The organism is Brevibacterium sp., from assembly GCF_052105255.1.
In the GTDB taxonomy this organism is placed as follows: Bacteria; Actinomycetota; Actinomycetes; order Actinomycetales; family Brevibacteriaceae; genus Brevibacterium; species Brevibacterium linens_B.
The window spans coordinates 11246-32788 of sequence record NZ_JBQDYQ010000008.1 but is presented as its reverse complement, the minus strand read 5'-3'; the positions used below and the strand labels follow the sequence as shown (position 1 = coordinate 32788).

The following is a 21543-nucleotide window of genomic DNA, read 5'->3' as shown; positions in this document are numbered from 1 at the left end:
AACGACTAAGCAATCAGGGCGATCAGTGATCGTTCGGATTGAATACATTCGCATAGCGTAACCCATCCGCATCGGCGCCGCATACGGGCTGTTCATCGGCGAAATTTCGCCATCTGGCGTCATCTTTCGACACACGGCGACCGAGTTCGTAGGATTGCCGTGGATTTCCCAATCTGCTCAACAGTTTCGCTAGTGTGTGATGTCAACGCGCTTCTGCGCGTCCGACACGTCCGCTGAGTCGACGTCGTCCTCACCGTCTGCGCCTCCACCTCCTTCGCGTCATCCACGAAAGGCAAGCACATGCGTCAGCTCATCATCCTCGGGGTCGTCGGCCTCATTGCGCAGCTCATCGACGGCTCCCTGGGCATGGCCTATGGGGTCACCTCAACCACGTTGCTGCTCGCGGCGGGGACGGCACCGGCGGCTGCCTCGGCGGCGGTGCATTTCTCCGAACTGGGCACAAGTCTGGTGTCGGGGATCTCCCATCACCGGTTCGGCAACGTCGACTGGCGGACGGTGGGCATTCTCGCCGGGCCCGGCTTCATCGGCGCGGTCCTCGGGTCGACGTTCCTCGCCAGTCTCAACGGGGAGGCTGCGACCCCGTGGGTCTCGGGGATCCTGCTCGCGCTCGGGGTGTACGTGATCTGGCGGTTCCTCGCTTTGGGTGGGAAGCGCCCGGAGTTCAAGTCACGGCCGAGTGCGGGGATGCTCGTGCCGGTCGGTTTCGTCGGTGGAGCGCTCGATGCCATCGGCGGTGGCGGCTGGGGTCCGGTCGGGACGACCACGCTGCTCTCATCAGGCCGTTTGGAGCCGCGGAAGGTCATCGGGTCGATCGATACGAGTGAGTTCGTCGTCGCCGTCGGCGGTTCGCTCGGGTTCCTCATCGCGTTGGGATCGCAGGGCATCGAGTGGCAGATCGTGGCGGCACTGCTCATCGGCGGCGTCATCGCAGCCCCCTTTGCCGCGTGGCTGGTGAAGCTGCTGCCGGCCAAGGTGCTTGCGGTCGCCGCGGGCGGAATCATCATCCTCACGAATATCCGCACCATCTTGCTCACCTTTGGTTTGGATGCGTCTGCTGTGTGGCTGACGCTCGCCGGCTTGGCTCTCGTGTGGTTCGCACTGCTGGCTCACGTCGTCCGCCTGGAGCGGGTGGCTGCGAAGGCTCGGAAGGCCGAGCAGGCCGGTGCCGAGGTGCCGGTCGGCGGGTGAAGCTCGGCAGAAACACGCGAACAGACCCGACTCCGCACAATGGCGGGGTCGGGTCTGTTCGGATTTGTTGTACAGTCAGCGCTGACTGTAGAGCTTCCGGGCCATGATCACGCCGATGAGCGAGAGCAGCGACAATGCGGCGTAGTAGAAGCCGGGCACGGTCAGCAGACCCGTGGCACCGAGCAGGGCGGTGAGGATGAGCGGGGCGAAGCCGCCGAAGATTGCGACGCCGAAGCTGTAGGCGATGGTCATGCCGGAGCTGCGCACCTTGACGGGGAACAGTTCGGACAGCAGGGCCGGCATCGGGCCGAAGTAGAAGACCATGAACAGGCCGACGATCGCCTCGCACAGGGTGAGGACGCTGATCGACGGGTTCGCGGTCAGGAGGATGAACATCGGCCACGCGACGATGATGCCGACGATGGTCGTCGGGATCATCACGGTCGTCGGACCCACGCGGTCGGCCAGGCGGCCGGCGAACGGGGCACCGGTGAGGGTGATGACACCGGCGACGACGGCGCCGGGGAACGATGCCCAGGCGTCGAGGCCGAGGTTGGTGACGGCGAACTGCGGCAGGAAGGTGATGAGGTAGACCGAGATCGTGGCCATCGCGATGATGAGGAACGCGGAGAACAGGCGACCGAAGTTCTCACTGAGGAGGACACGCAGCGGGTTGTCGGTCTTCTCTGCGGCCTTGAACTCGGGCGTATCGTCCATCCTCGAGCGGATGTACCAGCCGACGGGTCCGATGAGCAGGCCGAGGGCGAAGGCCACGCGCCAGCCCCAGGAGTGCAGGGCCTCTTCGCTCAGGGTCGAGCTGAGAATCCACGAGATACCGGCGGCCAGGAACATTGAGATGCCCTGAGTCGCGGTCTGGAAGGAGGCGTAGTAGGCCTTGCCGCGTTTGGCGTTCTCAGTGAGGAAGGCTGTGGCGGATCCGAATTCGCCGCCGGCGGAGATGCCCTGGATGATGCGAGCGATGATCAGGCCGATCGCGCCCCAGATGCCGATGGTCGCTTCGCCGGGCAGGACGACGATGATGAACACGCCGAGGGTCATCAGACCGATCGTCAGCGACAGGGCGGACTTGCGGCCGTGCTTGTCCGAGTAGCGGCCGATGAGGATGGCGCCGAGCGGGCGGACGACGAAAGTGATGGCGAAGGTCGCCCAGGTCATCAGCTGCGCGGACAGGCCCTCGCCGGGGTAGAAGACCGCGGTGATCGAGGTGGCCATGAACCCGAACAGGATGATGTCATACCACTCGAGGGCGTTGCCCAGTCCGGCCGCAACTACGGCCTTGCGGGCCCGCGACTTGTCTTCGCGGGACTCGACGGGTGTCTCAGTCATCGTGTGCCTTTTCTTGTAGGTGCCCGGGTGCCGCAGTTGGCGGAGCCGGTGGTGGTTCGTGGGCTGACAGGATGCAGGCACCGTTGCTCGCCATCCGGGGCCGGTGTTGCTGGCTGTCGTTCTGTTCGGTGTCTCCGATCTGACGAGCGTGGCCCTGTTGTCGTCAGCGTGACGATTGTAGTCCGGTCATACCCGGTCGCAAATACTGTCTCAGCAAGCGTCCGGCACGTCAGTGCTGGTTGTTACGATCACGATATGTTGACCGAAGCCCGCAATCCTGCCCCTGCCACAGCGGTCGAGGTGCGCGGCGCCCGCGTGCACAACCTGCAAAACATCGACGTCGACGTCCCTCTGAATACCCTGGTGGAGACTCATGACTGACAGCGATACCTACAGCCAAAGTGACGACACTGACAACAGTGACACTTCACACTTGCAAAATGACAAATATTGAGTGTAAGTTTCGTTCATGGAGCTGACGAAGAACTACCTCAACGCAGTTCTCGATGATCTGCGTGTCCAGCGTGGAGATACAACCGACATCGAGGTCAAACGCTCTGCGAAAGAACTTCCTCGCGACATTGGGGCCACGATTTCGGCTTTTGCCAATATGCCCTCCGGCGGATTGCTCATACTCGGCGTCGATGAAGCAAGCGACTTCTCCATAAGCGGCGTTTCAGATCCAGCAACAATTGAAGCAGGAATTGTCAGTGTGACACGCTCAACTGTCAGTCCTCCTCCACAACTGACGACCGAAACCATCCACTATGACGGCATCGCGGTTGTCATGGTTCGAGTCGCCAGCCTTCCCGCACAAGACAAACCTGCAAGATACAAAGGAGAAGCTTATCTCCGTCAGGCCGACGGCGATTACGTGATGAGCCCAACCGACATCCACATGTTGGAGGTCACCCGGCTGAATGATGTCGAACGAATTCAATACGATGCTGAGTCGGTTCCAGGAACTTCACCAGACGATCTTGACGATGATTTGACCACTGCGTTTCTCAACCGAGCACGGAACACCAAGCGGTTGCGCGACCAGGATGATCTTTCGGTCCTCAAACAACTGGCAATCGTGACACATTCAAATGAATTGACTGTTGCAGGTCTCTATGCCCTAGGCATCTACCCACAGGGTCGGTTGCCCGCTCTGCAAGTAACCGCTGCGGTCCAACTTCCTCGCGACGGCGGAAACGCTCGGACACAGAACCTCCGGCATTTCGATGGCCCGTTGCCGATTCTGCTGGAAGAACTGATGGAGTGGACCGTTGCCAACCTAACTTCAAGGCAGGAGTACATGGCGAACGGTCACCTTCGCAATGTGCTGGAAATGCCGTCAAGAGCTATTCGGGAGGCCATTGCAAACGCGCTTGTGCACCGCGATCTGGGCCCGGATACCGTCGGATACGGAAAATCCGTTCAAATCCGCATCAGTGAAAAAGCCCTAACCATCATCAGCCCGGGAGGCCTACGCGGTCTCACTCTGTCACAGATCACCAGCAGCTCCCCTGCTCAGGTTGCTGTGAATCAGCGTCTCTACCGAATTGCGAAGGACCTTCGAACATCGGACGGCGAGAACATCATTGAGGGAGAAGGCGGAGGAGTGAAGGAGATCCTACGGTCCACAATGGAGTCTGACCTTCGCCGCCCGCGCCTTTCCGACAACGGCGTTCAGTTCGTCGCCAAGCTTTGGCGCGGTTCCGCGTTCTCCAATGAGGATACTGCGTGGCTGAAGGACGCTGCCGACGGCCGAGAGCTTACGCATCTGCAGAAGCAAGTAATGCTGAAAGCCCGAGATGAACAACCGCGGGATATTGAGGCGCTTCGAAGCGAGTTCTCCCCGTTGACTTCTGAAGAGGCCAGAGAGCAGCTGAGTCAGCTGGTTCGCTGGCATCTGTTGGAAACTGAATTCGACAGTGACGCCCGTCAATTGGGGCCGCGCGAAGAACAACGTGTCCGCCAACCTGACTCGAATTCGCAGACCAGCCCTGTCGCGTCGGAATCTGACTCGGATTCAAGACTGACAAAGAATGCTCCCGCTGTGTTCGACGCAATCTCGTCTGGTTCGTCCACTGTTGCCGCGATTGCCGAAAGTACTGGTCTGACGACGCGGCAGACTCGGTACGCGATCAAGGATCTGCTTGCGCATTCGCTGATTCTGATGGAAGGCGGTCAAGGCCACCGCACAACGAACTATCGTGCAAGCTGACGAATCAGCCTTCTTCGCTGTCCGACTTCATACGCCTTCTCCCGCCGGACGGGTCTTCACCATGTACCGACGGTAATTACAGCCGCGCCGGAACCCTGGCTCTGACATTCTCCGTGTCATCCCCGGTTGTTACGATCACGATATGTCGACCGAAGCCCGGAACTCAGCCCCAGCCACGGCGGTCGAGGTCCGCGGTGCCCGCGTGCACAACCTGCAGGGCATCGACATCGACGTGCCTCTGAACACCCTCGTCGCCATCGCCGGCGTCTCCGGGTCGGGCAAGTCTTCACTGGCCATGGGAGTGCTCTATGCCGAAGGGTCGCGGCGCTACATCGAAGCACTGTCGACGTACACCCGCCGGCGCATGGCTCAAGCCGCCCGTGCCGATGTCGACACCGTCCGCCATATCCCCGCCGCCCTCGCCCTGCGGCAACGCCCCGGAGTCCCCGGCGTGCGCTCGACCTTCGGCACGTCGACCGAGCTGCTCAACGTCATCCGCCTGATGTTCTCCCGACTGGCCTCCCACCTCTGTCCCAACGGACACCGACAGAAGCCGACCCTCAACGTCGCCGCCGAGGAGCCCTTCGACTGCCCCGAATGCGGTGAGACGGTCCAGGCCCCCGGCGCCGAGGAGCTTGCCTTCAATTCCGGTGGAGCCTGCCCCCGCTGCGAGGGCATCGGCACCATCAGAGAAGTCGACGATGCCTCCCTCATCCGCGACCCCGACCGGTCGATCGACGACGGCACCGTCATCCCCTGGCAGATGTTCGGCTTCAACGTCCAACCGCAGATCGCCCGCGAATTCGGCGTCCGCACCGACGTGGCCTGGCGCGACCTCGAGAGCTGGGAACGCGACATCGTCCTTGCGGGCCCCGAAGAGAAGAAGCACATTACGGTCACCTCGAAGAAGGGACTGCACGACCTCGACTTCACCTTCCGCAACGCCCGCCTGACGGTGACCGAAGAACTCAAACGTGCGGACAACGAGAAGCGCTTCGCCAGGGTCAGCCGGTTCCTCTCCGAGCAGATCTGCCCCGACTGCGAGGGCACCCGCCTCTCCCCCGCCGCCCGTGCACCGCGCATCGGTGACATCGGCTTCGCCGAGGCGACCGCCAAGACCCTCGACGAACTCGTCGACTGGGCCGCGGACGTACCTGCCGGCCTTCCCTCATCGATGCAATCCATGGCCAGCTCGTTGGTGGACACTCTGCTCGGCATGGCCCGCCGATTGCTCGATCTCGGACTCGGCTACCTCGCCCTCGACCGGCCCGGTTCGTCCCTGTCGACCGGTGAACGCCAACGCGTGCAGCTTGCCCGCGCAGTGCGCAATGAGACGACTGGAGTCCTCTACGTCCTCGACGAACCCTCGATCGGTCTCCACCCCTCGAACATCACCGGCCTTCAGGGCGTCATCACCGACCTCCTCGACGAGGGCAACTCCGTCGTCATGGTCGACCACGACCCGCTGGTCCTCCGCGCCGCCGACCACCTCATCGAGATCGGCCCCGGGTCCGGACGCGACGGCGGCACGGTCGTGGCCACCGGCACCGTCGCCGACCTGGACAATCATCCCGATTCCCGCATCGGCCCCTACCTCACCGGCTGTGCCGAAACGCTCGTACGCGAGTCCGCGGCCGCCTCGGCGACCTTCGATCACGGGCGGATCCGATTGCGCACCGCACCGATCCACACGGTCCATGCCCTCGACGCGGAGATCCCACGGCAGCGGCTGACCGTCGTCACGGGAGTGTCCGGATCGGGCAAGACCACCCTCGTCCTCGACAGCCTCGTCCCCGCGCTCAAAGTCGCCGATGAGCGTTCGCGGCCCGGGCATGTGCGTGAGATCGACGCCGACGGGATCGACCGCGTCAACGTCGTCGACGCCACCCCGATCGGCATCAACGTCCGCTCCACCGTAGCTACCTATTCCGGAGTCCTCGACGACCTCCGTCGCGCGTACGCCCGCCTCGATTCAGCCAAGGCTGCCGGACTCAAGGCCGGGGACTTTTCATACAACACGGGATCGCTGCGTTGCCCGAAATGCGAAGGCACCGGCGAGATCACCCTCGACGTGCAGTTCCTTCCCGACGTCGACATCCCCTGCCCCGACTGCGAAGGCCGTCGGTACAGTCCGGACGCAGACGAGTACTGCCGTGCCTCGGATGCCGATGGTCAGCCGCTGTCGCTGCCGGATCTGTTGGCGATGACCGTCGCCGAGGCGCTGCCCCACCTTGCCGAGATGCGCAAGGTCCACGCCCGGCTGCGGGCGCTGCAGGATGTGGGGCTCGGATACCTCACCCTCCACGAGGCGACCCCGGCACTGTCCGGCGGTGAGGCGCAGCGGCTCAAGCTCGCCACCGAACTCGGGAAGTCGCAGCAGCACACCCTCTTCGTCTTCGACGAACCGACGGTGGGCCTGCACCCCGAGGATGTGCGTGTGCTCGTGCGCGTCTTCCAGCAGCTGCTCAATCAGGGTGGAACGGTCCTCGTCATCGAACACGACCTCGACATGATCGCCAACGCCGACTGGATCATCGACCTCGGCCCCGGCGGCGGTCACGACGGCGGTCGGATCGTGGCGACCGGAACCCCGGGGCAGGTCGCGGACGCCGCACACAGCGTGACCGGTGAGTACCTCAGAGCCCACCTGCAACCTGACTCCGCCGAATAGAGCATCGCCACCAGGCCACCGCTGAGGGAACCCTCCGACGTCGGGTTCGGCCCCGCGTCCACGTCGCGGGGAGAATCCCGGTCAGGCTCCGCCGGCGGCAGCGCCCACGCACAGGACGAGCCCGACGAGCGAGGCAACCGCCATGCCGATCATCGCTGCGGCCATGACCCACAGACGCGCTCTGCCCGGCCGAACGGTGAACCGGGCGATGAGCAGGACGAGGTAGAACACCACGGCGATGACGAGCGTGGTGATCGCTGTGGGTACCGCCGGACCGCCGGAGAAGATGATCACTGCGAGAACGCCGACGATGACGACGAGGAAGATCCCACCGGCCACGATCCAGATGGTGCCCGACGAACTGCGCAGCGAAGGCTGATCACTGATGCGCCGCGACTCGATCGGTTCGCGTGAACTGTTGTCCATGTCCCCGAATGTACCGAGCGAGACGGGGCGCGGCTAGGGGGTGCGGTGCCTCAGCTCGGCTCCTGCTCCGCTTCCTTCGCCACCTTGTTGAAGGCCTGATATTCCCTGATGACCTCGAGGGCCGGGCCGTCGGCACGCAGTTCGCCCTTCTCGATCCACAGGGCACGATTGCAGGTGTCCTTGATCGAGCGCATCGAATGCGAAACGAGGAAGACGGTGCCGGCGTTCTCGCGGATGGAGCGGATGCGGCCTTCGGAACGGTCCCGGAACTTCTTGTCGCCGACGTTGAGGGCCTCGTCGACGATGAGGATCTCGTGCTGGACCGAGGTCGCAATGGCGAACTTCAGCCGCTGGGACATGCCCGAGGAGTACGTGCGCATCGGCAGGTCGATGAAATCCTCGAGACCGGTGAACGCGACGATGTCATCGAACTTCTCGTCGATCTCGGGACGGGTGAGCCCCAGGGCCAGGGACCCGAGAATGATGTTGCGGGCACCGGAGAGGTCCGGGATCAGAGCGGCACCGACGCCGAGGAGGTTCGGCCGTGACTTCGCAAAGATCGCTCCCTCGGAGGTCGGGGTCAGCCCGGTGATCGAGCGCATGAGCGTCGACTTACCGGAACCGTTGCTGCCGATGATGCCGATGGACTCGTTGCGGTGGGCCACGAAGCTCACGCCCTTCAGCGCGTGGACCTCCCGGAGGCCGCGCTGACGTTTGAGCATGCCTCCGCCGCCGCCGAGCTTGAGCTTCTTGCCGGTGGCCAAGGTCTTGTAGCGGACGTGAACGTTGTCGCAGATGACGACGGGGTCGTTGGACTGAGTGGCCTCGGCGACGTTTCCGGAATCGTGCTCGGTGTTCTCACTCATCGCGACCGTACCTTTCCTCGGCCTGCCAGAAGAAGATGAAGCCGAAGATGAAAATGCCGAAGGCCCAGATGGCCAGGTGCCAGAAGTAGTCGTAGGGGACGACGCCGTCCTTCATGAGGATGCCGCGGGCGATCGAGAGCACGTTGTTGATCGGCTGCCAATCGGCGAAGGGCTGCAGGGCCGGGTTGATCTTCTCGACCATGACCTTGAGGTCGAAGAAGACACCTGAGGTGTAGAAGATCATGCGGGAGATGAACGGGGTGACCTGCGACAGGTCCCGGAAGTGGACCGTTGCGCGGGCGAAGATGAACGCCACACCCTGGTTGAAGACCCAGAACAGGAACACCAGCGGGATGAAGAGGAACCAGTCCCAATCAGGCCTGGCACCGAAGATGATGACGATGAGCGCCATGAAGATGAGCGTGGGAATGAAGTCGAGCAGGTTCTGGAACACCTTGGCAATCGGCAGAACTATGCGCGGGAACGGCAGAGATTGCACGAGCGACGCGTTCGAGATGATCGACTTCGCACCGCCATTCATCGAGCTGTTGAAGAACTCGAGGACGAAGACGCCGATGATGACGAAGGGGGCGAAATCGTCGGGCCGGGCGGTGGCGCCCCGCATGATGAAGCCGAAGACCGTGCCGTAGATCAGCGCCGAGAACGACGGACGCAGCAACACCCAGGCCATGCCGAGGCGGTTGCGCTCGTTCTCGGACTGCATCCGATACTTCGCAAGCGTGTACGTGAAGTCGCTTCGGCTGAGAAGCTGTTTGACGTACTGGGGCAGAGACGGCCGCCCACCCACTCTCTCGAGCCCGTGCTCGGCAGCAAGCCTGGCCATATCCATGAACAGAAAATTCTCTCGTCGGCGACTGGGGATAGAACAGAAAGAGTCTACGGGATGAGACTAGCGCAGACTCACAGTCGGCTGTGAGCCTTGAAGTCGAATTCCGGGTCCTCCAGCTGGGCCCGAGTGGGGATGTGGTTACCGCCGAGTACTCGCCGGGCGGCGGCCTGCATGGGCGGCCAGTTGAATGTCTCGACGCCGATGAGCTTCGACTCCGGTGCGGTGCCGTCGAAGTGGAAGACCTGGAATTTGGCTCCGCTCGGGTCGTGTCTGATGATCGTGTCGGTGGCATCGGGGCTGGTCAGGCCCGCCGTGAACACCTTATGAGGGCCCTGGAAACTCCAGTGCCAGGGCACCTCCGACCAGATCTTCGCCGCCGCGTCAGCCGGGTTGTCGGCGGGAGCGTCCTCGCTGGTGCCTGAGGGTTCGTCGGCGATGGTGGTGAGGTATTCGGCGAGGAACTTCCCATGGCTTTCGGCCACCGGTTCGCAGGCCCACGGATGGTCGAGAGCGTAGGGTCCGGCGGTGACGATCGCGCAGTCTCCGGCGGCGAAGATGCCGGGATGGGATGTTGCCAAGCTCTCATTCACCTCCCATGCCTCGGCGGGGCGATCGCCGTCGATGGGAATGAGGCGGGGCCGGGCTCCGACACTGGTGATGAACAGATCGTGAATATTTGCGTCGATGTCGTCCGGGCTCGACGTGTGGGTGACGAATTCGACGCCTGCGGCCTTGTGCGCTTCGAACAGCGCCTGCCTGACCGGCGCGGACAGCTGTTTGCGCAGCGGTTCGCCTCCGCGCAGATAGACCGTGGCCCGGTGCCCGGCCGCGACCGCCGAGGTGGCGACCTCCATTCCGAGATAGCCGGAGCCGAGGACTCCGACGTTGAGCGGCTGTGTGGCCTCTTCGACCCGAGCGAGGATCCATTCGGCGTCGCCGAAGTCGTAGACCGGCAGCGCATCCGGGTATTCCGGGATCCGCGGCCGGTTGGCTTCCATTCCCGTGGCGAGGATGCAGTGGGTGAAGTCGATCGACTCCCCCGAGGCCAGGTGGACGGTGCCCACGGTCGCGTGGTCGTCGGTCAGCCGTTGGGGGTGGAGCTGGGTCTCTGCGGTGTAGCGGGACTCGGCGGCCGCCTCGGCGAGGGTGATCTCCTCCGCCCAGTCGCGGACGAAGGTGATGTGCTCGGTCGACTCGAGGTGGTAGGGCAGGTGGTGGCGGGAATTGTCGAAGAGGTGCTTCGACAGCGGCGGCCGTTCGCAGGTGTCCCCTGCCTGCGGGTCGATGACGGTGACCGCCTGACCGCGCTCGTTCAGCTCCCTGGCCGCTGTGGTGCCGGCCAGACCCGCACCGATGATGACGATCCGCTTGCTCATGTCTCCCATGCTAGTGCTCGGGTCGGGCATTCGCTGACCGAGGGATGGTTGGGCGATCGGAGGATGGTGACGGGGCGCGCGGTCGCGGACGGTTGGGTGGTGCCCGGGGAGAATTGTGATCTCCCCGGGCACCTCACCGCGTCGCTCCCATTGCCGATGGTCGGCACGGTCACCGTGTGGCGAGCGCAACCAGTTGGCCCGCGCGAGCGGTCAGTTGTAGAGCATGCCGCCGTCGACCAGCAGGGTCTGACCGGTGACGTAGTCGGCGTTGTCGGAGGCGAAGAAGGACACGACTCCGGCAACGTCTTCCGGGGTCTCGATACGCCCCAGGGCTATGCCTTCGACATTGTCCTTGAGGTTCTCGCCCTTGGCTTTGCCGTTGAGCTTGCCCATCTCCTCGTCGATGGTGTCCCACATGCCGGTGCCGACGATGCCGGGTGCCCAGGAGTTGACGGTGATGTTGCGTGGAGCCAGTTCCTGGGCGGCCACCTGGGTGATGCCGCGCACGGCGAACTTTGTCGCCGAGTAGGCGCCGAGAATCGGGAAGCCCTTGATGCCGGCGATCGAACCAGCGGAGATGATCTTGCCCTTGTCCTTGCCCAGCTCCTCGAACTTCGCCGAGGCGGCCTGGATGCCGTAGATCACGGAGTAGACGTTGATGCTGAAGATCTTCTCGAGGTTCTCTGTCGTGATCTTGTCGACCGGCTCAACCTGCACGATGCCGGCGTTGTTGGCGATGACGTCGAAGCTGCCGAGCTGTTCGGCCGTGGCGTCGACTGCGGCGAACACTTCATCGCGCTTGGAGACATCGGCCGCGACCCAGATTGCTCTGCGACCGAGATCCTCGATCTCCTTGACCACCGCGCGAGCCTTCTCCTCTTGGAACCCGAGGTCGGCAACTGCGACGTCGAATCCATCTGCTGCCAGTTTGAGCGCAATGGCACGACCGATTCCCTGGCCGGCTCCTGTGACGAGGGCTGCTTTGTTGTCAGCCATGGTCTGTCACTTCCTCCCTAATCGTTGACAGCTCAATAGTAACGCCGTTTCACGCGGTTGAACCCGTGTCGGCAAGTGAGATGCGAGACAGCACAGGAGCGGGTCTGCACAGCAGAGGTGCATCGCTGCAAACAGGCGGACGACGAGGCCGAGCCCGGGCGTGGCCGAGCCGTGGTTTCAGGCGAAGATGCAGGCGGATGGGACGCCCGGGCCGACGACATGGCGCCCGGGGAGAAACGGGATCTCCCCGGGCGCCTCGTCGTCCTGGGCGGCCTCAGGCTCAGAGTTCCGTGGTCTTAGTGCCGCCGGCGGGACGGTCGCCGGCGATCTTCGACTTGACCATGCGGAACAGGCCCGATGCCTTTCCGCCGGGCAGACCCCAGTGCTGGGCGGAGTGCGTGATGACCTTGACGAGCCCGAGATTCGGGTCCCGGCGGTCATCGAACCACGCCGTGGCAGAATCCGACCACAGATCATCGACCTTGGCCTCGTCGTCGACGAACTCGACGCGTCCGGCCACCGACAGCCAGTTGCCCGCCTCGGCGAGGTTGATATTGACTTCGGGGTTCGCTCTCAGCGCCTTCGCCTGGTCGCCGTCGAGGGCGAGGAAGAACCAGACGTCGGCGTCGTCGGTGACCTCCTGAGGTGCCATCGGGTGGGCGAGGATCTTGCCGTCGGCGAGCGTGGTCGAGAGCATGACGGAATCACCCCCGCGCAGGATCTTGACGACATCGGCCTGATCGAGCTCATCCGTCGCCGCCTCGCCTGCGGGCTTCTGCCCGTCGCCGGCGTCCGAGACTTGGCCGGCTTCCGTGTCGTCAGTGGCGGAGACTGCTGTTTCCGTGCTCGCGACGCCGCCTTCCGTCGTGCTGCCGACCGCGTTGCCCATCCCTGGCGCACTGTAGATATCGCCCGGCTCGGACGTGGTGCCGACCGAGGCGCCCATGCCCGGGGCGAGGGAAGCGTCAGTGGCTCCGGAGTTCTCGGTTCCTGAGCTCGGAGTCACCTCGGCGGCCTTCGATTCGTCGATCGCCGTGTGCGAGCCGTCGGGATTGCGATGCAGTGTCACACCTTCTTCGTCCGCGGCCTTTTGGGCGCGTTCCTCAACGTTCTGCTCGGTGTATCCGACTTCGGCGTGAGATTCCATGTCCGAAGTCCCGGCCAGCGGTTCTGCGGTCTCGTCCAGTTTTGCTGCGACGTCACGGGCCTTCTCCTCGGCCGGCGACTCGTCACTCTTGTCTCTGTTGTTCATGACCGTTTCCCTTCGCAGACGGTTCCTGGCGCTGCAGAGGCCCTCGCGGACCGGATTCGGCGAGCGCGACAGCGACTGCACGGTCATTCTTACACGGCTCTCCGATCGGCAACAGCCCCCTTGGAATCGGGTCCGAGACATGGGGTCCGGAACCGTTCGGCCAGTGTGCATGGGGTCGGGCACAGGCGCGAGCGTGGTCGCGAGGCGGCGCGGCTTCGGAGGCCTCGGGCAGGTGCGGCGTCGCGTGCGGCTGCGGACCTCTCGGGCAGGTGCGAGCACTGGGTCTGCGTGCCTACACTGAAGTCATGGATGAAGAAGCGACCGTCACTGTCAACGACATCCCCGAAGGGGCCGCCATCATCGACGTCCGCGAGGACGACGAGTGGGAAGCTGGGCACATCGAAGGCGCGATCCACGTGCCGCTGGGTGAACTGCCGGGCCGCCTCGACGACCTTCCTCTCGACGACGACATGTACGTCGTCTGCCGCACGGGCGGACGCTCGAACCGCGCGGTCGCCTGGCTCAACCAGAATGGCTTCGATGCCTTCAATGTCGACGGCGGCATGGGGTCATGGAACCTCGACAACGGCAAGCCGATCGTCTCCGAGACCGGCGAAGAGCCCTGGGTGAAGTGAGCAGAAAGCCACCTGCAGTCGGCCAGCCAGCAGTCAGCGGATTGATCCCACCATCCGCGAGAGTCGCTCCCATCGTCGCGAGGTCGACCGGAGGAGCCGCAAGACCGAGTCCCCTTGCCCCGTTTCCACGATAGGTCTACCGTCGAGACCACGGATCACTCCCGCACCTCTTGTGATCCTCAACCCTCCGTCGAACGGCGTGAGCGTGTTCAACTCCGAAGGGAGCAGAAGTCATGAGTGACGAGAAGAAGAACCTGCCGGAGAACGCAGCAGAAGAGCAGACCGAAGACGAGCAGGAGATCGAGAGCTCAACCGTCGGAGTCGGCCCCGATACGGATGCCGAAGGCAGTTCCCAGACTCCTGAAGACAGGCTCGAGCGCATCGCCGCCGAGCACGATGTTCCGATCGATCGGGACCCTGAGGAAGCCCAGGCCAAAGCCGAAGGGGCCTCCTCCCCCGACAAGGACCGGGATATCAGCGGTGGAGACACGAAGGAAGAGGACGACGACTCCGTGGAGCCGCCGGACTGAGTCTGCGGCAGCGCGGGCTCGGTCATGGAATTCCGATCCGTCATGCCTGCAGAGTCCACGATGCAAGAACTCCGTGGACACAACTGTGACAGGTGGCCCGGATTTGGCAAGGTAGAAGAATGACAACACGCGCCGGCCAGTTGGCCCAGGACAAGGATCTCGTCGACGTCCCTGCCCTTCTCGATTCGTATCACGACTTGGTTCCGGACCCTTCGGTGCCTTCGCAAGCAGTGAGCTTCGGGACCTCAGGCCACCGCGGTTCGAGCTTCAACCGTTCCTTCAACGAGGCGCACATCGCGGCCATCACCGCGGCCATCGTCGACTTCCGCCGAGACAAAGGAATTCGCGGACCGATCTTCCTCGGCCGTGACACTCACGCACTGAGTGAGCCCGCATTCCTCACCGTCCTCGAGGTGCTCGCCGCCGCCGAGGTTCCTGCGCTCATCGACGAACGTGACGGCTTCACCCCGACCCCTGCCGTCTCCCACGCGATCCTCGGCTTCAACGCCGGCAAGTCCCGCGAGGACGCGCAGGCCGACGGCATCATCGTCACTCCCAGCCACAACCCCCCTGCCGACGGCGGCATCAAATACAATCCACCGCACGGCGGACCCGCCGGCACCGAGACGACGACCTGGATCGCCGAACGCGCGAACGCCTACCTCGCCGAGGGGTGGGAGAAGATCCCGCGCACCCCCTTCCAGCGGGCCTTCCACCTGGAGAACACCGAGAACTTCGACTACGTCTCGAACTATGTCGACGACCTCGAGTCGGTCATCGACCTCGACGTCATCCGCTCGTCGGGGCTGAACATCGGCGCGGACCCGCTCGGCGGTGCGAGCGTCGACTTCTGGGCCGCGATCGCCGAGGACTACGATCTCAATCTCACCGTCGTCCACCCGGACGTCGACCCCACTTGGTCATTCATGACCCTGGACTGGGACGAGAACATCCGCATGGACTGCTCCTCCCCCTATGCGATGGCCGGTCTCATCGCCTCCCGCGCCGACTACGACATCGCCACGGGCAATGATGCCGACGCCGACCGTCACGGCATCGTCACCCCCGACGCCGGCCTGATGAACCCCAACCACTATCTGGCCGCGGCCATCGACTACCTGCTCGACTCCCGCACCGACTGGCCGCGTGGGGCCGCGATCGGCAAGACGCTGGTCACCTCGTCGATCGTCGACCGCATCGTCGCCTCCCACGACCGCACGCTGTTCGAAGTGCCCGTCGGCTTCAAATGGTTCGTCCCCGGCCTGCTCGACTCGACCCTGGCCTTCGGAGGTGAAGAATCGGCCGGCGCATCGTTCCTGCGTCGGGACGGCAAGGTGTGGTCGACGGACAAGGACGGCATCATCCTCGCCCTCCTTGCGGCCGAGATGACTGCGAAGACCGGGCAGACTCCCTCACAGCGCTACGCAGGACTGGCCGCGAACCACGGCACCAGCTCCTACGCCCGCCAGGATGCCCCGGCGACACGCACACAGAAGGAACGACTGGGGTCACTCGATGCCTCTCAGGTGGGCACGAAGACCGTCGGCGGTGAACCCGTGAAGGCGGTGCTCACCTCGGCGCCGGGCAACAACGCCCCGATCGGCGGACTCAAGGTCACCACGGACAACGCATGGTTCGCCGTCCGGCCGTCGGGCACGGAAGATGTCTACAAGATCTACGCCGAGTCCCTGCGCGACGAGGACCACCTGCGCCAGGTCCAGCACGACGCCCGAACTCTCGTCGACGGGGTGCTGGAGTAAGGACCGCGCGTTGCTGCGGAAGTCCGCTCAGGCGGCGAGTCCCGCAGCGTCGCCTCTCAACACCTGCTTCCGCGGGCTCGAAGTGTGGGCGTAGGGATCTGATTCGCTGCGCCCACACTTCGAACACGCGGATGCGGGAGAGCAGATTCGTGCGCGCGGGATTCCGTGTGTGGGCAAGTGCGCGGGAGCGAGCACGGATGCGGGAGAGCAGATTCGTGCGCGCGGGATTCCGTGTGCGGGCAAGTGCGCGGGTCACGATCGCGTATCGCTGCTCAAGCAGAACTGTTGCACAAACGCGCGCCACCAGCCGGATGGCCGCGCCGGCCACCACCGCGCCGGGCCTGCGAGCTGCGCCGGCCGCAGCGTCCGCACAGAGCGCTGACCACAAGGTTAATCTGCAAGACTTCTTGTCTTCACCGGTCGAGCACTCCTCATGTAACAACGACCGCCGCACAGCTGCAACGTTCCTGTGTTCCGGCCGTAATCGGCTCCAAGTCGGCTTTCAGTCTCTGTTGCCGCGGCCTCATATTCGGTCGCAATACTGTTCTGCGTCAGATGACATACCGCCCCGAAATGACCTCGCAGAGGCGGCAGAACAGCAGAAGGGATCGACACAATGACGTCCACCATTCGCAACCGCACAGCAGCCATCGGAATCGCCACCGTCGCCGGACTCGTCGGCCTCGGGCTCGCCACAGGACCGGCCATGGCCGCCGACGCGTCTCTGGCCGACTCGTCCAGCCAGTCCACTGACTCCGATGTCGGCACGCAGTCCGTGTACTATCCGACCGATCCGGTCACCTACGCCGACGAGCTCGTCCGAGCCTGGGGACAAGGCGATACTGACCGAGTGGAGGCCTTCGCTTCATCCCAGGTCGCCGCGAAGCTCAAGGCCCACAGCGACGACGAAGCCACCCACTGGACCCGCGTCGGCGCAGAGGGGGCCGCCGGCACTACCTACGTCGACTACGAGAACACCGTCACCGGCGAGAAGATGTGGCTTGGGATGCCCACCGAAGCCGTCGTCGATCCTGACGACGAGTGGGGCACTCCCAACGCGGTGCACAAGGTCAACTTCGAAGGCTGAAGCTCCGGCCCTCGAGCCGCAGATACATGGAACCGCAGATGCATCGAGCCCCGCACCAGGAATTTCCTGGTGCGGGGCTCGGTGCGTGACCCAGCGACGCTGGGCGTCGGCGTCTGCGGCTGCGGTGGGCCACCTCGGCGAGGGATGGCCGGGGATGGGCCGCCTCGGCGAGGTTCTAGAGGTGGGCTTCCGGGGCGTTCTGCACGTAGTCGGCCACGGTGTCGTTCTTGAACGCGTCCTGGACCTTCTTCAGCTCCTCCTCGTCGACGTTGACGATCGACTGACCGTCCGGGGAGGTGCCGACGCCGGCCACGGGTGCGGTGAAGAACTCGATGTCACCGGGGCGGACATCACGCATGTTGAACGCGGTCGAGGAGATGTACTTCGCGTCCAGGCCCGAGTCGACGTACATGTACGGCGCGAAGTTCTTGACCATGTCCTGGATCTTCTTCGGGTTCGACAGGGTGTCGGCCGAGATCATCTCGTTCGTCAGCCCGCGGATGAACGCCTGCTGATTGCGCGCACGCTGGAAGTCGCCGTCCTGGAACTGCTTGCGCTCGCGCACGAAGGTCAGCGCCTCATCGCCGTTGAGGACGTTCTCGCCCTTGGTGAACGTGTAGCCGTTCTTCTCGAACGCCTGCTCGGAATTCACGGTCACCCCGCCGAGGCTGTCGGTCAGAGCCTTGAATCCCTCGAAATCGATGATCGCCACGTGATCGAGGTCGCTGCCGATGAAGTCCGAGACCGTCGACACGGCCAGCGGCAGACCGCCGTAGGACAGGGCCGCGTTGATCTTCGCCTTGCCGTGGCCCTCGATGTCGACGTAGGTGTCCCGCGGGATCGACATGATCTGGACGTTGCCGCCGGACTCGGGCAGATGCATGACCATGATCGTGTCCGAGCGCAGCCCGCGAGAATCGTTGACGTCGACATTGCCCATCGGCTCATCCGAGCCCAACAGCAGGATGTTCGTGCCGTCGCCTTCCTTGCCGCCGGCGCTGTCCTTGCCGAAGACCTGCTCATCGCTGAGCTGGTTCGCGTTCTCGTCGAACGACCGGCCGACGCTCCAGACGTAGAGTCCGATGCCGAGCACGCCGAGGATGACGATGATCAGCAGGGCGACGAGGACCTTGCGCCACACGCGCTTCTTCTTGCGTGGGCGCTGCTGTTCCTCATTCTGGTGGTCGAAGAGATCGTCGAAAGTGGTGTTATCCGTCATCGGCACTCCGGGGTTTGAGCTGTCGGCGCCGGGCGCCGGGGTCACTGGGCAATCCCGCCCATTGTATAGCGACCGAGGTGACCCAATTCTCAGCCGCGCGGCGCACCCCGCGCGTAAGCGCGCGGGCGAACGGCAGGGCAGGGCCGCCTCGGCGAGGTGTTCTGCCTTGTCAGACGTTGTGATATTCGGTTCCGACCGGGATGACCGGGACCGATATCCGTTCGTGACCCACGGATGATCCCGGCGCCGAGGTGAGGCGACTCACCAGCAATTGCGCGGGCTCGGCATGGTCGGCCGGGTCAGGGCTGGATAGACTTTCCTGGTGTTCAATAACTATCGGGAGATTCTGTCGCTTCCCGGTGCTCTCAAGTTCTCCTTGGCCGGTCTCGTCGCCCGGATGCCCATCGCGGTGCTGGGGCTGGGCATCGTCCTCTTCATCCAGGGCGTGACCGGGTCATACGGCATGGCGGGCATCGTCTCCGCCGTGTACATGATCGTCCAGGCACTTGCCGGCCCCGGGATCGCTCGCCTCGTCGACCGCCTCGGCCAGGCGAAGGTCATGGTGCCCATCGTCATCACCCACCTCATCGCGTTGGCCCTGCTCATCGTCTCCGCGTACGAGGAATGGTGGACGGGATTCGTCTTCGTCTTCGCCGGCATCGGCGGCGCCACCGTCGGCTCCGTCGGTTCGCTGGTGCGTTCGCGCTGGTCGCATATCGTCGACACCCCGAAGAAGCTGCAGACCGCGTTTTCGTGGGAATCGGTCGCCGATGAGCTGATGTTCGTCTCCGGGCCGGTGCTGGCCACGGTGCTCGCGACCGCCGTATGGCCGCCGGCCGGAATCATCCTCTCGATGATCACCGTCGGCGTCGGATCACTGCTGCTCTACATCCAGAAGTCGACCGAACCCCCGCCGGTGGAGCGGACCACCGACGCGAAGGGCCACGTGTTCTCGAACCCGGGCATCTTCGCGATCATCGTCGTCAACATCTTCCTCGGCGTGAACTTCGGCGCCATCGACGTCATCGCCGTCGCCTTCGCCGACGAGCTCGGTGTGAAGTCCTCGGCCGGTGTCCTGTTGTCATGCCTGGCACTGGGATCGCTCATCTCCGGCGCACTGTATGGGGCGAGGAACTGGAATTCGCCGGTGCACCACCGCTTCGGCGTCGCCGTGTCCTGCCTGGCGGTAGGGGCAAGCATGATGCTGCTGGCCGATTCGATGGTCACCTACGGCATCATCCTCATCGTCGTTGGATCCGCGATCGCACCGAGCCTCATCGGCGCGAACTCCGTCATCGAGCAGCTCGCTCCCCCGCGCAGGCTCACCGAGGCGTTCGCCTGGCTGGGTACCTCGCTGGGCTTCGGCGTCGCCTTCGGATCGGCGGTGGCCGGCAACATCATCGACGCCTTCGATGCGAAGACCGCGATGCTCCTGCCCGCCGGCTGCGCCGTGCTGGGGGCGATCATCGCGCTGTCGCTGCTGAAGCTTTTGAACCCGTCGCGGTCGAGCCACGAGGCGCGGCTGGAGAAGGACCGCCGGCGCGAGAAGGTTGTGGAGGCGTAAGACGGCGGCGGTTGTCGCGGTGGGGCGACGCGGTTGTTGCGGCGAGGGCGGCGTGGTTGTTGCGGCGGGCCGACGCGACGGTTGCAGTGAGGGCGACGGGTGGTGTGGGCTTGGTCGCCGGCACGCACCCTACCGCGCAGAATTCCCCGGTAGATAAACGTAGATTTCCGACGAGGATTTCTACAGAAACCTCCCTCAGAATTCGGGCCGCACCGAGACCAGCTCCGGGCAGCGTCGAGATCACCCGCCGCCTCAGCGTCCCTCACCGTCCCTCACCGTTAGCGCTACGCCCTCCCGCTATTCCTATACCGCACGGTCACTTGCACATCCCCCACCTTTGGCGCGAAAACATCCCGTTGCAACAGGGTGTTTTGATGTTTGCGTCGAGGGGCGAGAAAGCTCGGCACCCATCCCGCCTCGAAGCTCGCTCACTGCACTGCTCCACCACCCCGCGATCGGTCCCGCCTGCGAACGAAACTGCGAGCCACCTCGGGAATGTCAAAGATCATTGACACCCGCATGTCAAACATGCTTTACTTTTAGATGTAAAGAGAAGTTGACATCAAGGAACGGTATGGAAGTTCAGACCTCGGACCTCAAGCAGGTTCGCAAGGCTTCCGGGCTCACGCAGGCACAGTTAGCCCAGCTCACGGGGGTGTCGCGGCAGACGATCATCGCGACCGAGCGCGGCGACTACGCCCCCAGCGTCTATCTGGCGCTGCGCATCGCCCGGGCCTTGAACACGACAGTCGAAGAGATCTTCTCGCTCCAGGAGGAATCCCCATGAACAACGTCAGTGACAGAAAGAATCGACCCAACGCCTTTGCCGATCGAATCGCCGGTTTCGACGACCCCTCGATGGGCGATGAACGCGAACGGGACATCATCCTGCGGGCCTATACGTTCGGTGCCGTGGTCTCCACCTACGTGTTCTTCGCGCTTGCGCTCGTCTTCGCCGTACTCGGCGCGGGAATGTGGAGTGTGTTGATCGTCCTCGGATCCATCGTGACCAGCGGTGTCATCTCGGGGTATTGCAAGCGCGAGAATGTGGACTTCTCCATGGCTATGGCCCGTGTTTCGCCGAGGCGGCTGATCGTCGGCAACATCGTCGGAGCGGTGTTCGCGATCGTGTGGGTCGGTGCGATCGTCTTCCACATGAGTGAGGGCTATCCGCTCATCGATGTCGGAATGGGCAATCAAACGATGCCAGGTGCTCCCCCCAGCACCTATTCCATCGCGATCGGCGCAGCGTTCGGCTTCATCATCGCGCTGACCCTCATGACGATCTCCCGGGTGCGCAAGATCAAGCAGGCCCGCGCCGAGGCGGCCGCCGCGGCCTACATTGAGGACGAGGACTGAGTCATTGCACTAAACTGGAGAGCGAAAGCCCCGGAATGATCCTTGGTCTGAAAAATCGACCACATGACCGGGGCTATTGCAGTCCCAGTGCTGAGTGTCCACCAAGATGATGGGATCCGAGATATCTAAGCCCAGTCCTTCTTCGCAGACGTCTCGCCGACACCGGCGTTGAAGACGTTGTGCG

19 protein-coding genes are annotated in these 21543 nt (G+C 63.9%); 11 read left to right on the top strand and 8 right to left on the bottom strand.

What is annotated here, in order from left to right:
• Nucleotides 1-300 precede the first annotated feature (300 nt).
• Complete coding sequence (locus tag ACTIIH_RS04270) at nt 301-1209, top strand: sulfite exporter TauE/SafE family protein (RefSeq protein WP_101596820.1); 909 nt, start codon at nt 301-303, stop codon at nt 1207-1209.
• A 75-nt stretch (nt 1210-1284) separates the two neighbouring features.
• On the opposite strand, the gene ACTIIH_RS04265 is transcribed toward ACTIIH_RS04270, so the two are convergent.
• Nucleotides 1285-2556 carry an MFS transporter gene (locus tag ACTIIH_RS04265; protein WP_441450680.1) on the bottom strand — a complete coding sequence of 424 codons (1272 nt, stop codon included), beginning with the start codon at nt 2554-2556 and terminating at the stop codon, nt 1285-1287.
• 255 nt (nt 2557-2811) lie between these two features.
• Here ACTIIH_RS04265 and ACTIIH_RS04260 point away from each other — a divergent pair, with 255 nt between their 5' ends.
• The 3 genes from ACTIIH_RS04260 (at nt 2812) to ACTIIH_RS04250 (ending at nt 7439) form a co-directional block, all read left to right on the top strand.
• Nucleotides 2812-2937, top strand: coding sequence for a hypothetical protein (locus ACTIIH_RS04260; RefSeq protein WP_257904174.1), 126 nt, complete (start codon nt 2812-2814; stop codon nt 2935-2937).
• Between the two features lie 88 nt (nt 2938-3025).
• The gene (locus tag ACTIIH_RS04255; protein ID WP_101555663.1) at nt 3026-4768 is read left to right on the top strand and encodes an RNA-binding domain-containing protein; all 1743 of its coding nucleotides are present in this window, start codon (nt 3026-3028) and stop codon (nt 4766-4768) included.
• Between the two features lie 142 nt (nt 4769-4910).
• Nucleotides 4911-7439, top strand: coding sequence for an excinuclease ABC subunit UvrA (locus tag ACTIIH_RS04250; RefSeq protein WP_441450677.1), 2529 nt, complete (start codon nt 4911-4913; stop codon nt 7437-7439).
• 81 nt (nt 7440-7520) lie between these two features.
• Here ACTIIH_RS04250 and ACTIIH_RS04245 read toward each other — a convergent pair whose 3' ends face one another.
• The 6 genes from ACTIIH_RS04245 to ACTIIH_RS04220 form a co-directional block, all read right to left on the bottom strand.
• Nucleotides 7521-7865, bottom strand: coding sequence for a hypothetical protein (locus tag ACTIIH_RS04245; protein ID WP_101555665.1), 345 nt, complete (start codon nt 7863-7865; stop codon nt 7521-7523).
• A 50-nt stretch (nt 7866-7915) separates the two neighbouring features.
• On the bottom strand, nt 7916-8731 hold the full coding sequence (locus tag ACTIIH_RS04240; RefSeq protein ID WP_101555666.1) for an ABC transporter ATP-binding protein: 816 nt from the start codon (nt 8729-8731) through the stop codon (nt 7916-7918).
• Nucleotides 8724-9581: an ABC transporter permease gene (locus ACTIIH_RS04235; RefSeq protein ID WP_101555667.1), complete on the bottom strand. Its 858-nt coding sequence runs from the start codon at nt 9579-9581 to the stop codon at nt 8724-8726. The genes ACTIIH_RS04240 and ACTIIH_RS04235 overlap by 8 nt, the downstream gene beginning before the upstream one ends.
• 71 nt (nt 9582-9652) lie before the next feature.
• Nucleotides 9653-10957, bottom strand: a complete 1305-nt coding sequence (locus tag ACTIIH_RS04230) for an FAD-dependent oxidoreductase (protein WP_441450674.1) — start codon at nt 10955-10957, stop codon at nt 9653-9655.
• A 210-nt stretch (nt 10958-11167) separates the two neighbouring features.
• Complete coding sequence (locus tag ACTIIH_RS04225; protein WP_101555668.1) at nt 11168-11953, bottom strand: acetoin reductase; 786 nt, start codon at nt 11951-11953, stop codon at nt 11168-11170.
• 280 nt (nt 11954-12233) lie between these two features.
• Nucleotides 12234-13205, bottom strand: coding sequence for a pyridoxamine 5'-phosphate oxidase family protein (locus ACTIIH_RS04220; RefSeq protein ID WP_441450672.1), 972 nt, complete (start codon nt 13203-13205; stop codon nt 12234-12236).
• 305 nt (nt 13206-13510) lie between these two features.
• Between ACTIIH_RS04220 and ACTIIH_RS04215 the strand changes: the two genes are divergently transcribed.
• The 4 genes from ACTIIH_RS04215 (at nt 13511) to ACTIIH_RS04200 (ending at nt 17217) form a co-directional block, all read left to right on the top strand.
• A complete protein-coding gene (locus ACTIIH_RS04215) occupies nt 13511-13840 on the top strand; it encodes a rhodanese-like domain-containing protein (RefSeq protein WP_441450671.1) in 330 nt (109 codons plus the stop codon).
• Nucleotides 13841-14073: 233 nt separating this feature from the next.
• Nucleotides 14074-14370, top strand: a complete 297-nt coding sequence (locus ACTIIH_RS04210) for a hypothetical protein (protein WP_441450669.1) — start codon at nt 14074-14076, stop codon at nt 14368-14370.
• A gap of 119 nt (nt 14371-14489) precedes the next feature.
• Nucleotides 14490-16130 carry a phosphoglucomutase (alpha-D-glucose-1,6-bisphosphate-dependent) gene (pgm, locus tag ACTIIH_RS04205; protein ID WP_441450667.1) on the top strand — a complete coding sequence of 547 codons (1641 nt, stop codon included), beginning with the start codon at nt 14490-14492 and terminating at the stop codon, nt 16128-16130.
• Nucleotides 16131-16746: 616 nt separating this feature from the next.
• Nucleotides 16747-17217 carry a hypothetical protein gene (locus ACTIIH_RS04200; protein WP_101596648.1) on the top strand — a complete coding sequence of 157 codons (471 nt, stop codon included), beginning with the start codon at nt 16747-16749 and terminating at the stop codon, nt 17215-17217.
• Between the two features lie 175 nt (nt 17218-17392).
• Here the strand turns inward: ACTIIH_RS04200 and ACTIIH_RS04195 are convergent, their stop codons facing one another.
• Nucleotides 17393-18436: an LCP family protein gene (locus ACTIIH_RS04195; RefSeq protein WP_101596650.1), complete on the bottom strand. Its 1044-nt coding sequence runs from the start codon at nt 18434-18436 to the stop codon at nt 17393-17395.
• 322 nt (nt 18437-18758) lie between these two features.
• Between ACTIIH_RS04195 and ACTIIH_RS04190 the strand changes: the two genes are divergently transcribed.
• The 3 genes from ACTIIH_RS04190 (at nt 18759) to ACTIIH_RS04180 (ending at nt 21359) form a co-directional block, all read left to right on the top strand.
• On the top strand, nt 18759-20000 hold the full coding sequence (locus ACTIIH_RS04190; RefSeq protein WP_441450664.1) for an MFS transporter: 1242 nt from the start codon (nt 18759-18761) through the stop codon (nt 19998-20000).
• 574 nt (nt 20001-20574) lie between these two features.
• Nucleotides 20575-20787, top strand: a complete 213-nt coding sequence (locus tag ACTIIH_RS04185) for a helix-turn-helix transcriptional regulator (RefSeq protein ID WP_441450662.1) — start codon at nt 20575-20577, stop codon at nt 20785-20787.
• The gene (locus ACTIIH_RS04180; protein WP_441450660.1) at nt 20784-21359 is read left to right on the top strand and encodes a hypothetical protein; all 576 of its coding nucleotides are present in this window, start codon (nt 20784-20786) and stop codon (nt 21357-21359) included. The genes ACTIIH_RS04185 and ACTIIH_RS04180 overlap by 4 nt, the downstream gene beginning before the upstream one ends.
• Nucleotides 21360-21543 lie beyond the last annotated feature (184 nt).